This window comes from Kitasatospora sp. NPDC058032 (genome assembly GCF_042885845.1).
Taxonomy (GTDB): domain Bacteria; phylum Actinomycetota; class Actinomycetes; order Streptomycetales; family Streptomycetaceae; genus Kitasatospora.
Map to the genome: position 1 here is coordinate 59727 of NZ_JBHVRK010000026.1, position 12965 is coordinate 72691.

Consider the following 12965-nt stretch of genomic DNA (forward strand, 5'->3'; position numbering starts at 1 on the left):
GCGGCCCTCCACGGGCCGCCCCCCTCCACCACCCACCACCCACGGAGCGTCAGCAGATGCGCAGCCGCCACGTCTTCCACGCCGTCGACTCGCACACCGAGGGCATGCCCACCCGCGTCATCACCGGGGGGTTCGGCGTCATCCCCGGTGACACCATGGCCGAGCGCCGCGTCCACTTCCAGCAGCACCTGGACCACTTCCGGACGCTGCTGATGTACGAGCCCCGCGGCCACGCCGCGATGAGCGGCGCCATCCTGCAGCCGCCGACCCGGCCGGACGCCGACTGGGGCGTGCTCTACATCGAGGTCTCCGGCCTGCTGCCGATGTGCGGCCACGGCACCATCGGTGTGGCCACCGTGCTGGTGGAGACGGGCATGGTGCCGGTCGTCGAGCCGGTCACCACCGTCCGGCTGGACACCCCGGCGGGCCTGGTGATCGCCGATGTCGCGGTGGAGAACGGCGCCGCCAAGGCGGTCACCATCCGCAACGTGCCGTCCTACTCGGTGGCGCTGGACCAGAAGATCGAGGTGCCCGGCTTCGGCACGGTGACCTACGACCTCGCCTACGGCGGCAACTTCTACGCCATCCTGCCGCTCGAGGAGTTCGGCCTGCCGTTCGAGCGGGAGCGCAAGCAGGACATCCTGGACGCGGGCCTGGCCCTGATGGACGCCATCAACGCCGGCCCGGACCGGCCGGTGCACCCGGAGAACCCGTCCATCCACAGCTGCCACCACGTCCAGCTGCTCGCCCCCGGCTCCACCGCCGAGCACTCCCGGCACGCGATGGCCATCCACCCCGGCTGGTTCGACCGCTCGCCCTGCGGCACCGGCACCTCCGCCCGGATGGCCCAGCTGCACGCGCGCGGCGAGCTGCCGCTGGACCGGGACTTCCGCAACGACTCCTTCATCGGGACCACCTTCATCGGCCGCCTGGTCGAGGAGACCGAGGTGGCCGGGCGTCCCGCGGTGGTGCCGACCGTCACCGGCCGGGCCTGGGTCACCGGCACCGCCCAGTACTTCCTCGACCCCACCGACCCGTTCCCGGCCGGCTTCCTGCTCTGACCGCCCGGCCGGTCCCGTCCCACCCCTCCCGTCGAATCCCCCGAAGGGCTGCCCCCAGTGACGATCCGTTCGTACAACCCCGCCGACCCCGCGGACCTCGTCGCCGAGGCGCCCCGCCCCGGCACCGAAGCCGTCGAGGCCGCCGTCGCCCGTGCCCGCGCCGCCCAGCCCGGCTGGCTCGCGGCCGGCGCGGGTGGCCGCTCGGCCGCGCTCACCCGGATCGCCGAGGCGGTCGAGACGCACGCCGAGGAGCTGGCCGAGCTGGTGGTGCGCGAGGTCGGCAAGCCGATCGCCGAGGCGCGCGGCGAGGTCGCCCGCACCGTCGCGATCTGGCGCTACTACGCGCAGGCGCCGTTCGCCGCCTCCGGCGAGGTGCACGAGACCGCCGGCGGTCCCGGCCTGCTGCTCACCCGCCGCCGCCCGTACGGCGTCGCCGGGCTGATCACGCCGTGGAACTTCCCGCTGGCGATCCCGACCTGGAAGGCCGCCCCGGCGCTGGCCGTCGGCAACAGCGTCGTCCTCAAGCCCTCCTCGGAGGCGATCGGCGTCGCGCGTCGGCTGGGCGAGCTGATCGCCGGGGCCGGGCTGCCCGCGGACGTCTTCACCGTGCTGCCCGGCGGCGGCGCCGAGGGCGGCACCCTGGTCGCCGCGGCCGACGTGGTCTCCTTCACCGGCTCCACCGGGGTCGGCCGGCAGGTCGTCCGCACCGCCACCGAGCGCGGCATCCCGGTGCAGGCCGAGCTCGGCGGGCTGAACACCGCGATCGTCCTGCCGGACGCCGACTTCGACCAGGCCGCCGCCCACCTCGCCAACGCGATCGCCGGCTACGCGGGCCAGAAGTGCACCGCCACCAGCCGGGTCGTCGCGGTCGGCGAGGCGTACGAGCCGCTGCGCGCCGCGCTGGTCAAGGCGCTCGCCGCGGTCGACGAGACCTCCTGCGGCCCGGTCATCAACGAGGCCACCCGGGACGAGATCACCGCGGCCGTCGCCTCCGCCCAGGAGGTCGGCGCCGAGGTGCTGACCGGTGGCAGCGTCCCGGAGCGGGCCGGCTGGTACCTGGAGCCGACCCTGGTCGCCGGGGTGCCGGACGACCACCCGCTGCGGCGCGAGGAGTTCTTCGGCCCGATCGCGCTGCTGCACCCGGCGGCCGACCTGGACGAGGCGATCGCGCTCGCCAACGACACCCCGTACACGCTGTCCGCCTCGGTGCACACCGGGAACCTGGACGCGGCGCTGGCCGCCGCCGACCGGCTGAACGCGGGCATGATCCGGGTCAACGCGCCGTCCAGCGGCGTCGACTTCCACCTGCCGTTCGGCGGCGCCAAGGGCGCCAGCCACGGCGCGCGCGAGCAGGGGCAGGCGGCGCTGGACTTCTACACCCAGAGCCGCACCGTCACCCTGCTGCCGGCCGGGGGTGCCTGATGCCGGCGCAGCCCATTGACGGCATCGACGCCGTCGACGGCGCGTCCCTGCACGTGGACACCGTCGACTACCACACGGCCGGCGAGCCGTTCCGGATCGTCGTCGCCGGCGCGCCGGTGATCCCCGGGGACAGCGTCGCCGAGCGGCGGGCCATCGCCATCGGCGCGGGCGGCACCGCGACCGCGCCCCGGCCGAGCGCGCTGGACGACATCCGGCAGCTGCTCACCCACGAGCCGCGCGGCCACGCCGGGATGTACGGCGGCTTCCTGGTGCCGGCGGACGACGACGAGGCCGACTTCGGCGTGCTGTTCTGGCACAAGGACGGCTACTCGACCGCCTGCGGCCACGGCACCATCGCGCTCGGCGCCTGGGCCGTCGACTCCGGTCTGGTCGCGGCGCCCGACTACGGCGTCGCCCGGGTGCGGATCGACGTGCCGTCCGGCCGGGTCACCGCGCTGGTCCACCGGGCCGCCGGACGGACCACCGGGGTGACGTTCCGCAACGTGCCCGCCTGGGTGAGCGAGCTGAAGCTGCCGGTGGAGACCTCGCGCGGCACCGTCGAGGTGGCCGTCGCGCACTCCGGCGCCTGCTACGCCTCGGTGCCGGCCGCCGCGCTCGGCCTCTCGGTGAGCCTCGGGCAGCTGCCCGAACTCACCGCGATCGGGCGGGAGATCCGCGCCGCGCTGGCCGGCTCCCCGGCCGTGCGGCACCCCGTCGACCCGCGCCTGTCGGGTGTCTACGGGGTCATCCTGTACGACGAACTCCCCGCGGAGGGGGGCGCGCCGAACCAGCGCAACGTCACCGTGTTCGCGGACGGTCAGATCGACCGTTCGCCGTGCGGCTCCGGCACCTCGGCCCGGCTGGCGATCCTGGCCGCCGAGGGACGGCTCGCGCCCGGTGAGGAGCTGCGGCACGAGTCGATCGTCGGCACCGTCTTCGGCGGGCGGGTGCTGGCCGGCGGCGACCCGTGGGGCGACGGCGTGGTCACCGAGGTGACCGGCACCGCGCACCGCACCGGCGAGCACCGCTTCGTGCTCGACCCGCAGGACACCCTCGGCGCGGGGTTCCTGCTGTGAGCGGGGACCTGCGGACGGCGCCCGCCGCCGCGCGGACCCCGGAAACGCCCGGCGCGGCGGCTGAGCCGCTCCAGCCCGCCGCGTCGGGCCCGGTGGACGTCCTTGCCGCCGCCCCGGTCGGGCTGACGCCCGCCGAGGCTGCCGGGGCGATCGAGCGGGTGCTGATCGAGGGGCTGGACCCGGAGACCGCGCCCGCCCGCTCGGCCGTGCCGGTGCCCGCCGGGGAGCTGCTGCTGATGCCGGCCGCCTCCACCCGGTACGTCGGGGTGAAGGTCGCCGGGGTCGCCCCCGCCAACCCGTCGGCCGGGCTGCCCCGGATCACCGGCAGCTACCTGCTGCTCGACGGTCCGACCCTGCAGCCGCTGGCCCTGATCGACGGCGTCGCGCTCACCTCGCTGCGCACTCCGGCGGTCACCGCCGTCGCGCTGGACCGGCTGGCGGTGCCGCAGGCCGAGCACCTGGTGCTGTTCGGCTCCGGCCCGCAGGCCTACGGCCACCTGGACGCGCTGCTCGCCATCCGCCCGCTGACCAGGGTGACCGTGGTGGCCCGCAGCGAGCAGCCCGCCGAGGCGCTGGCCCGGTACGCCCGGGCGCGCGGTGTGGCGGCGGCCGTCGGCACCTCCGCCGACGTGGCGGACGCCGACCTGGTGGTCTGCTGCACCACCGCGCGCACCCCGCTGTTCGACGGCGCGCTGGTCCCGGACCACGCGGCGGTGGCGGCGGTCGGCTCCCACGAGGTGGACGCGCGGGAGGTGGACGAGGTGCTGGTCGGCCGGTCCACGCTCTACGTGGAGGCCCGCGCGGTGGCGCTGCGGGAGGCCGGCGACCTGCTGATGGCGGGGGTGACCGGCGCCGACACCCTGTGGAACCTGGCCGAGCTGGTGAACGGCGAGGCGCCGGTGCCGACCGGCCGGCCGCGGTTCTTCAAGAGTGTCGGGATGGCCTGGGAGGACCTCGCGGTCGCGGCGGAGACCCACCGCCGCTCCGCGGGCTGAAGTCTCCGGCCGGCACGGGGCCCGCTGTGGGGCCCGACGCACGGTGACGACGCCTCGGCGCAGCGTCGGCACCCGCCCCCGGACCCATTGCCCTGGACGGGAGCGGTCGTCGAAGTGACCGGCCGGATGTGCGGCCGACGTGGTGGGACGGGATCCCCCGCCACGTCGGCCGCTTCTTTGCGTTCCGGGGCTGCGGCGTTCCGGGTGGCTAGCGGTAGGTGTTGATCAGGCGGGCCAGGTGGCGGCCGGTCAGGTGGAGCGGCTCCTCGCTGCGGGCGACCTGGGCGGCGAGTTCCGCGCCCTCCAGGGTGTTGATGACGGTGGCCGCGAGTTCCCGGGCGTCGGTGAGGGCGATGCCCGAGCCGTGCAGCTTCTCCTCGACGATCGCGCGCCAGTGGGCGAAGGCCTCGGTGACGGCCTGTTCGATGACCGGGGCCCGGCCGACGGTCTCCAGGGCGGTGGTGGTGATCGGGCAGCCGTCCTGCCAGTCGGAGGCGTGCAGGGCCTCGGCGAGCATGCGGGTGCAGGCGGTGACCGCCTGGGCCGGGTCGTCGGTGCTGCCCAGGCCCTCGCGGAGCATGTCGGAGAACTCCTGGTCGCCGTGGCGGATCGCCTCGGCGGCCAGTTCCTGCTTGCCGCCCGGGAAGAAGTGGTAGACGGAGCCGAGGGTGGCCTCCGCCTCGCGGGCGATCTGCTTGATGCCGGTGCCCTCGAACCCCTGGCGCTGGAGCAGCCGGGAGGTGGTCCGGACGATCCGCTCACGGGTGCCGGTGGTCGTCGTCTTCACGGGGGTGAGTCTAGCCGGTGGACTGAATAGAGCGTTCGTTCTAGTGCTGTGCTAGCGTCACGCCCTGGATAGAGCGTTCGTTCTAGTCGAACTCCGGAGGGGATCCCCATGTCCGTCACACCGCAGCAGCACGGCACGTCGTCCGTCACCCTGATCGGCCTCGGCCCGATGGGCCTGGCCATGGCCGGTGCCTACCTCGACGCCGGGTACGCCGTCACGCTCTGGAACCGCACCGCCGGGCGGGCCGCCGACCTGGTGGCCCGCGGCGCCGTGCTCGCGCCGAGCGCGGCCGAGGCGGTCGCGGCGAACGAGCTGGTCGTGCTCAGCCTCACCGACTACGACGCGGTGTTCGCCGTACTGGCCGCCGCCGAACCGGAGCTGGCCGGGAGGACCGTCGTCAACCTCAGCTCCGACACGCCGGAGCGGGCCCGCGAGGCCGCCCGGTGGCTGGCCGAGCGGGGCGCCGGCCACCTCACCGGCGGCGTGCAGGTGCCGCCGTCCGGGATCGGCCGGCCGGAGTCGTCGACCTTCTACAGCGGCCCGGTCGAGCTGTTCGGGCGGCACCGCGCCGCCCTGGAGGTGCTGACCGGCGCCGACCACCGGGGCGACGACCCCGGGCTCGCCCAGCTGTACTACCAGATCCAGATGGACCTCTTCTGGACCTCGCTGGCGGGCTATCTGCACGCCACCGCCGTCGCCGAGGCCAACGGCATCCCGGCGGACGTGTTCCTGCCCTACGCCACCTCGACGGCCGCCTCGATGCCGGGCTTCCTCGCCTTCTACGCGCCCCGGATCGCCGCCGGGAACCACGGGGGCGACGTCGACCGCCTCACCATGGCGCTCGCCAGCGTCGAGCACGTCCGGCACACCGTGGAGGCGTCCGGGGTGGACGGCTCGCTGCCGCGGCTGATCGCCGACACCTTCCGGCGGGGCGTCGAGGCCGGGCACGGGGCGTCCAGCACGACCAGCCTGATCGGGCTGCTCCGGGAGTGAGGGAGGCGTATCAAATAGTGGGCCGCCGACCGTTGTCACCGGGCGGCGGCCCTGTCACCATGGGGTTCGGTCGTGCGTCGGGGCGCTGACAGGTCGTCCGAATCACGGGATGTTGCACACTCAACGTAACGTGACATTGTACGCTGGTGTTCTGCACTCACCGGAGGAACACCATGGCCGACCTCAAACCCCGCACCCTGATCTCCGTCCAGGAGCGGCTGCGCGACCAGGTCGCCCACGCCCTGCGGGCCGCCCTCATCTCCGGCGAGCTGCGCCCCGGCGTCGTCTACTCCGCGCCCGCCCTCGCCGCCGACTTCGGCGTCTCCGCCACCCCGGTCCGCGAGGCCATGCTCGACCTCGCCCGCGAGGGACTGGTCGAGGCCGTCCGCAACAAGGGCTTCCGGGTCACCGAGCTCACCGAGCGCGACCTCGACGACTTCACCGAGATCCGCGCCCTGATCGAGGTCCCGACCGTCGGCCGGGTCGCCCGCACCGCCAACGCCGACCAGCTGGAGGCGCTGCGCCCGCAGGCCGAGGCGATCGTCGCCGCCGCGGGCAAGCAGGACCTCATCGGCTACCTGGAGGCGGACCGCCAGTTCCACCTCGACCTGCTCGGGCTGGCCGGCAACACCCGCCTGGTCGAGGTGGTCGGCGACCTGCGCAAGCGCTCGCGCCTCTACGGCCTCAACCGCCTCGCCGAGCGCGGCGAGCTGGTGTCCTCGGCGGAGGAGCACCTGGAACTGCTCGACCTGATGATCGCCGGCGACGCCCCGGCCGCCGAGTCCTGCATGACCCGCCACCTCAGCCACGTCCGCTCGCTGTGGGCCGAGGACCAGCGGGTGGCGGAGGAGGAGTCCCGCACCGGCCTGCGGCTCCGGGCCCGGTAGGGGCGAAACCACCCGTTCGGGCGAAAGTGGCGGATCTGGGTAGGGAATTGGCCCTGGGTCCTACGATGATGTTCCCGACATTCGGCAGCAAGGAGGATTCCGTGTCCGCCGCCGCAGTGGAAGAGCCGTTCGAGCAGCCCACGCTGCTCGAAGTCGCCGAGCTGATCTCCGAGCAGTTCGTCGGCTACCGGGTCGAGATCATCGGGAGCCAGATCACCGTGACGCCGTCGCCGAACATGAAGCACGGCCGGTCGGTCAAGAGGCTTGACCGTGTCTTTCTCGCCGCAGGGCTGGATGACGGCGAAACCGAGGTGTTCCAAGGCATTGGCATCTGGCTGCCCGACGGGCCTTCCGACTTCGCCATCCCGGATCTGGCGATCGTCGATGCGAACAGTGACGACAAGCTGATCGAGTACAACAGCTATGATCCGGCCATCTTCCGCCTGGTGGTGGAGGTGACCTCCTCCAACCTCAGTGATGACTTGAAGCGGAAGCCGGCGGCGTACGCCTCTGCGGGTGTACCGGTGTACCTCATCGTCGATCGGACGAACCAGCGGGTCATGGTGCTCACCGATCCGCAGGACGGTGAGTACCGGGTGCACGCCGTCCACCGTCCCGGCCAGTCGTTCACGCTGCCGGAGTCCATCGGCGCGTCGGTGGAACTGTCGGTGGACGACGTGCTGGCCGCCAAGAAGTAGGTCACACCACCGCTGGGAGCGTCAGGCGGCCGTCGTGGACCTCGGCGACCTGGTCGACCGCCGTCAGGTGGGTGCGGTCGTGGGTGACCAGGACGGTGGCGGTGGCGCGTTGGTGGGTGAGGGTGGTGATCAGGTCCAGGACGGCGGCGCCGCGTTCGTGGTCGAGGGCGCTGGTGGGCTCGTCGACCAGGAGGACGGTGGGGTCGTTCATCAGGGCGCGGGCGATGTTCACCCGCTGGCGCTGACCGCCGGACAGCTGGTGCGGGCGGCGGCCCGCCTGGTCGCGCAGGCCGACCGCGTCCAGCAGCTCCAGGGCCCGGGGGAGGGCGGATCGCGGGGCGCGGCCGTCCAGGTGGGCCATCACCTGGAGCTGTTCGACGGCGGTCAGCGAGGGCAGCAGGTTGGGCTGCTGGAAGACGATGCCGATCCGGTGGCGGCGCAGCGCCGTCAGCGCGGTGCGGTCCAGGCCGGTGGTGTCGGTGCCGTCCACCACCACCTGGCCGGAGTCCGGGGCGATCAGGGTGGCGGCCACCGCCAGCAGGCTGGACTTGCCCGAGCCGGACGGGCCCACCACGGCGGTGAGGGTGCCCTTGGGGACGGTCAGCGAGACGTCGTCGAGGGCGGTCAGCCGGCCGTCGCCGTCCGGGTAGGTCAGGGTGACGTGGTCGAGAACGAGACTCATCGGGCACTCCCCAGGGCGGTCAGCGGGTCGACGGAGGTGATGCGGCGGACGGACAGGGCCGCGCCGACCGCGCCGAGCGCGATCATGACGACGGCGGGCAGCAGGACGGTCGGGGCGTCCAGGACGAACGGGACGGCGGAGCCGATCAGTGCGCCGAGGCCGGCGGCGAGCGCCGTGCCGAGCACGGTGCCGAGCAGCAGCAGGACGACGGCCTGCCCCAGCGCGTCGCGCAGCAGGTAGCGGGTGGAGGCGCCGAGCGCCTTGAGGACGGCGATGTCACCGCTGCGCTGGATCGTCCAGACGGTGAAGAAGGCGCCGATCACCAGGGCGGAGATGGCGAACAGGAAGCCCCGCATCAGCTGCAGCGAGCCGTTCTCGGAGGTGTAGGAGCCGATCGCGGCGAGCGCGTCGTCCCGGGTGCGGGTCTCGGTGCCGAGGGTGGCGTCGGCGGCGCCCAGGTCGGCGCCCTTCCCGGTGGTGAGCGCGACCACGGTGGCGTGGCCGGCGCCGCCGGGGGCGGCCCGCTGCCAGTCGGGGAGGGTGGTCCAGACGACCGGGGTGTGGCTGTAGGAGGCGTCCCCGGAGACGGCCGCGACCGTCAGCGGCTGGCCGCCGACGCTGAACGCGTCGCCCGGGTGCAGCCCGCCGAGGTCCTCGGCGGCGGTCTTCGACAGCACCGCCCGGCCCGGGGTGAGCGAGGCGCCCTGCGGGGCCAGCGTGGAGCCCTCGGGCACGCCGAAGACGGAGAGCGCGGCGGTGCGCGGACCGGCCGCCGCCTTGGTGGTGGCGATGCCGAGCGGCTGCGCGTCGGTGACGCCCGGGGTCCGGGCCCAGCCCTGCCACTGCTCGGGGGTGACCTGGGAGTCGGTGAACGACAGCTTCTGGCCGTCCGCGGGCCGGCCGAAGGCCAGGTGGTCGGCGGACAGGCCGGTGATCGCCGAGATGTTCTGCCGGCCCAGCCCGGCCGTCAGGCCGGACAGCAGTCCGACCAGCACCGTGATCAGCACGATGACGGTTCCCATCAGGGCGAACCGCCCCTTGGCGAACCTCAGATCCCTCCAGGCGACGAACACCGCAAGTCCTTCCGCTCGATCCACTGCGACAGTGACGAGACTCCCCCGAAGCGGGGTGCTCGGGCATCGCACCGGGGATTGGATCCTCGGCATCGAAGGGCAGAACCGGAGTTCAACCTTTCGATTGATGCCGGACGGCGGCGCGCACCCTACGCTGGACGGATGGCGACCGAACGACCCCGAACCACTCCCGTCGCCCGCGTCCTCCAGGTCTGCCTGCACCTGCTCGTGGCGGGCCTGCTGGCGCTCGCCGTCGTCCGGGCCCTGGCGGGCCGGGTCGGCGATCCGGCCTCGGTCACGGCCGCGGCCACCGCGATGGCCGCGGTGTACACGGCCGGACCGCTGATCGGCGCCGTCGGCCGCTCCCGCCGGGCGGCCGGGCTCTGGCTCGCGCTGCTCGCCGTCACCTGGGCGGGCGTGCTGATCACCACGCAGGACGGCGTCTGGCTGGCCTTCCCGCTGTACTTCCTGGAACTGCACCTGCTCGGCCGGCGCGCCGGGCTGGTGGCGGTGGGGCTCACCGCGGTCGCCTCGATCGCCGCGTACTCCGCGCACCAGCACACCGTCAGCGTCGCGGCCGCGATCGGGCCGCTGCTCGGCGCCGCCGTCGCCACCGCCACCGTCCTCGGCTACCAGGCGCTGTACCGGGAGAGCGAGGAGCGGCGCCGTCTGATCGACGAGCTCACCGCCGCCCGCGCCGACCTCGCCGCCGCCCACCACGCGGCCGGCGTCCTCGCGGAGCGCGAGCGGCTGGCCCGGGAGATCCACGACACCCTCGCGCAGAGCCTCACCAGCATCCAGCTGCTGCTGCGGGCCGCGCAGCGGGCCCTGCCGGAGCGTACCGACGCCGCCTCCGAGTACGTCGAGCAGGCCCGGCAGGCGGCGCAGGACAACCTCGACGAGGCCCGCCGCTTCGTGCGCGCGCTGACCCCGCCGGCGCTGGAGAGCGACACCCTGCCGGTCGCGCTGGAGCGGCTGTGCGCGACGACCTCGGCGCGCAGCGGGCTGCCGGTGCGACTGCACGTCTGCGGTGAGCGGGTCCGGCTGCCGGTGCCGCACGAGGTGGCGCTGCTGCGGATCGCGCAGTCGGCGCTGGGCAACACGGTGCGGCACGCGCGGGCGACGCAGGCCGAGGTGACGCTCGGCTTCCGGGCGGGGGAGGTGGCCATGGACGTGGTGGACGACGGGGTCGGCTTCGATCCGGCGGCCGTCGCGGGACCGCAGGCGGGCAGCGACGGGGACGGCGGGTTCGGTCTGCCGTCGATGCGGGCCAGGGCGCGGGCGCTCGGCGGGACGTTCGCGGTGGAGTCCGCGCCGGGGGAGGGCACGGCGCTCGCCGTGCTGCTGCCGGTGCCGGACGCTTCGAGTGAGGAGACCTCGTGACCGGGGACGTGATCCGCCTGCTGCTCGCCGACGACCATCCGGTGGTCCGGGCCGGGCTGCGGGCCGTGCTGGAGAGCGAGCCGGACTTCGCGATCGTCGCGGAGGCCGCGACCGCCGAGCGCGCCGTCGAACTGGCGGCGGAGCTGGCGGTGGACGTGGTGCTGATGGACCTGCAGTTCGGGCCGGGTTCGGCGATGAACGGCGCGCAGGCCACCGCGGCGATCACCGCGCGGGGCGCGGGGGCGCCGCGGGTGCTGGTGGTGACCACCTACGACACCGACGCGGACACCCTGCCGGCGCTGGAGGCGGGGGCCACCGGGTACCTGCTGAAGGACGCGCCGCCGGAGGAGCTGGCCCGCGCGGTGCGGTCGGCGGCGGCGGGGCGCACCGCGCTGGCGCCGACGGTCGCGGACCGGCTGCTGGAACGCATGCGGACGCCCGGGGCGGCGCTGAGCGCCCGGGAGACGGAGGTGCTGGGGCTGGTCGCCGACGGGCTCACCAACCAGGCGATCGGCCGGCGGCTGCAGCTGAGCCTGGCGACGGTGAAGTCGCACCTGGTGCACATCTACACCAAGCTGGGCGTGGAGTCGCGCACGGCGGCGGTGCGGGAGGCGCGGGCGCGGGGGCTGATCCGGCGCGGGGGCTGACCGCTCCCGGAGGGCGGTCCGGCACGGAGCGTAGGGTGGGCGGCGCAGCCCGAGAACCCCGGTGCGCCGTGTGAGTGGAGGATCCCCGGATGGCCGTGCGACTCGACGAACTCCCCGTGCCCGTGATCGCCGCGCCGATGGCCGGCGGGCCGTCGACACCGGAGCTGGCGGCCGCCGTGAGCGGGGCGGGCGGGCTCGGCTTCCTCGCCGCCGGGTACCGCGGCGCCGAGGACACCTTCGAGCAGGTCCGCCGGGTCCGGGAGCTGACGGACCGGCCGTTCGGGGTGAACCTGTTCGTGCCCGCGGAGCCGGGCGACCCGGCGGCCGTGGCCGCCTACCGGGAGCGGTTGCGGCCGGAGGCCGAGCGCCATGGCGTGAGCCTGCCGGAGTCCGTCGCGCCGGACCGGGACGACTGGGAGGCCAAGATCGCCGGGCTGCTCGCCGGGCCCGTCCCGGTGCCGGTGGTCTCGTACACCTTCGGGCTGCCCTCCGCCGAGGAGGCGCGGGCGCTGCGGGCGGCGGGCAGCTTCCAGATCGGCACGGTGACCACGCCCCAGGAGGCGCGCCGCGCCGAGGCGGTCGGAATGGACGCGCTGTGCGTGCAGGGGCCGGAGGCCGGCGGGCACCGGGGCACCCACCGGGCGGCGGACCGTCCCGGGGAGCTGCCGCTGCTCGAACTGCTGGCCGCCGTCCGGGCGGTGACCGGGCTGCCGCTGATCGCGGCGGGCGGGCTGTCGGACGGTCCGGCGGTGGCGGGCGCGCTGCGGGCCGGGGCGGTGGCGGTGCAGCTGGGCACGGCGCTGCTGCGCGCGGACGAGGCCGGGACCTCGGCCGTGCACCGGGCGGCGCTGACGGAGTTCGACGCGACGACGGTCACCCGGGCGTTCACCGGCCGCCCGGCGCGGGCGCTGCGCAACGACTTCACCGACCGGTTCGGGCCGTACGCGCCCGCCGCCTACCCGGACGTGCACTACCTGACCCAGCCGCTGCGCGCGGCGGCGGCCGGGCGCGGTGACGCGCAGGGGATGCACCTGTGGGCGGGGACGGGCCACCGGGCGGCGCGCGGCGGCCCGGCGGCGCGGCTGGTCACGGAGCTGTGGGAGCGGGGGGCCCGGGGGGGGTGGCCGGGGGCCCCCCCCCCCGACCCCGCCCCCGCACCCCAAGCCCACAGCCGAAGACCCACGGATCCAACCGCACCAATAACCCCACCCCCGTCCGCAGCGCGATCCGCGCCATCAGCGCCCCCAACAGCCCGTAACAT

The 12965-nt window shown here is 74.7% G+C and carries 13 protein-coding genes; 10 read left to right on the forward strand and 3 right to left on the reverse strand.

The genetic code is table 11. The features are described 5' to 3' along the window. The first annotated feature begins 56 nt into the window (after window positions 1-56). The 4 genes from ACFVUH_RS30765 to ACFVUH_RS30780 are packed head-to-tail and all read left to right on the forward strand — an operon-like array spanning window position 57 to window position 4554. A complete protein-coding gene (locus ACFVUH_RS30765; RefSeq protein WP_355372495.1) occupies window positions 57-1061 on the forward strand; it encodes a proline racemase family protein in 1005 nt (334 codons plus the stop codon). A 57-nt stretch (window positions 1062-1118) separates the two neighbouring features. Continuing rightward, window positions 1119-2483, forward strand: a complete 1365-nt coding sequence (locus ACFVUH_RS30770; RefSeq protein ID WP_387916627.1) for an aldehyde dehydrogenase family protein — start codon at window positions 1119-1121, stop codon at window positions 2481-2483. Then, entirely contained in the window at window positions 2483-3559 is a 1077-nt protein-coding gene (locus ACFVUH_RS30775; RefSeq protein ID WP_387916629.1) for a proline racemase family protein, read from the forward strand. Before ACFVUH_RS30770 ends, ACFVUH_RS30775 begins: the two co-directional genes overlap by 1 nt. Continuing rightward, the gene (locus ACFVUH_RS30780; RefSeq protein ID WP_387916631.1) at window positions 3556-4554 is read left to right on the forward strand and encodes an ornithine cyclodeaminase family protein; all 999 of its coding nucleotides are present in this window, start codon (window positions 3556-3558) and stop codon (window positions 4552-4554) included. The genes ACFVUH_RS30775 and ACFVUH_RS30780 overlap by 4 nt, the downstream gene beginning before the upstream one ends. Window positions 4555-4762: 208 nt before the next feature. Here ACFVUH_RS30780 and ACFVUH_RS30785 read toward each other — a convergent pair whose 3' ends face one another. Next, window positions 4763-5341 (reverse strand): TetR/AcrR family transcriptional regulator, encoded by a 579-nt coding sequence (locus ACFVUH_RS30785; protein WP_387916632.1) that lies wholly within the window; start codon window positions 5339-5341, stop codon window positions 4763-4765. Between the two features lie 108 nt (window positions 5342-5449). Between ACFVUH_RS30785 and ACFVUH_RS30790 the strand changes: the two genes are divergently transcribed. The 3 genes from ACFVUH_RS30790 (at window position 5450) to ACFVUH_RS30800 (ending at window position 7919) form a co-directional block, all read left to right on the forward strand. Next, entirely contained in the window at window positions 5450-6334 is an 885-nt protein-coding gene (locus ACFVUH_RS30790) for an NAD(P)-dependent oxidoreductase (RefSeq protein WP_387916634.1), read from the forward strand. 173 nt (window positions 6335-6507) lie between these two features. Further along, window positions 6508-7221: a GntR family transcriptional regulator gene (locus tag ACFVUH_RS30795; RefSeq protein WP_355372514.1), complete on the forward strand. Its 714-nt coding sequence runs from the start codon at window positions 6508-6510 to the stop codon at window positions 7219-7221. A 101-nt stretch (window positions 7222-7322) separates the two neighbouring features. Beyond that, window positions 7323-7919: a Uma2 family endonuclease gene (locus ACFVUH_RS30800; RefSeq protein ID WP_355372517.1), complete on the forward strand. Its 597-nt coding sequence runs from the start codon at window positions 7323-7325 to the stop codon at window positions 7917-7919. Window position 7920: 1 nt separating this feature from the next. On the opposite strand, the gene ACFVUH_RS30805 is transcribed toward ACFVUH_RS30800, so the two are convergent. Next, entirely contained in the window at window positions 7921-8601 is a 681-nt protein-coding gene (locus ACFVUH_RS30805; RefSeq protein ID WP_355372520.1) for an ABC transporter ATP-binding protein, read from the reverse strand. Then, window positions 8598-9674, reverse strand: a complete 1077-nt coding sequence (locus ACFVUH_RS30810; protein ID WP_355372523.1) for an ABC transporter permease — start codon at window positions 9672-9674, stop codon at window positions 8598-8600. Before ACFVUH_RS30810 ends, ACFVUH_RS30805 begins: the two co-directional genes overlap by 4 nt. Window positions 9675-9836: 162 nt before the next feature. Between ACFVUH_RS30810 and ACFVUH_RS30815 the strand changes: the two genes are divergently transcribed. The 3 genes from ACFVUH_RS30815 to ACFVUH_RS30825 form a co-directional block, all read left to right on the forward strand. Continuing rightward, complete coding sequence (locus ACFVUH_RS30815; protein ID WP_355372525.1) at window positions 9837-11057, forward strand: sensor histidine kinase; 1221 nt, start codon at window positions 9837-9839, stop codon at window positions 11055-11057. Next, entirely contained in the window at window positions 11054-11704 is a 651-nt protein-coding gene (locus tag ACFVUH_RS30820) for a response regulator (RefSeq protein ID WP_380683556.1), read from the forward strand. The genes ACFVUH_RS30815 and ACFVUH_RS30820 overlap by 4 nt, the downstream gene beginning before the upstream one ends. A gap of 89 nt (window positions 11705-11793) precedes the next feature. Next, window positions 11794-12965, forward strand: a 1172-nt coding sequence (locus tag ACFVUH_RS30825; RefSeq protein WP_387916636.1) for a nitronate monooxygenase, incomplete at its 3' end; no start/stop codon positions are given.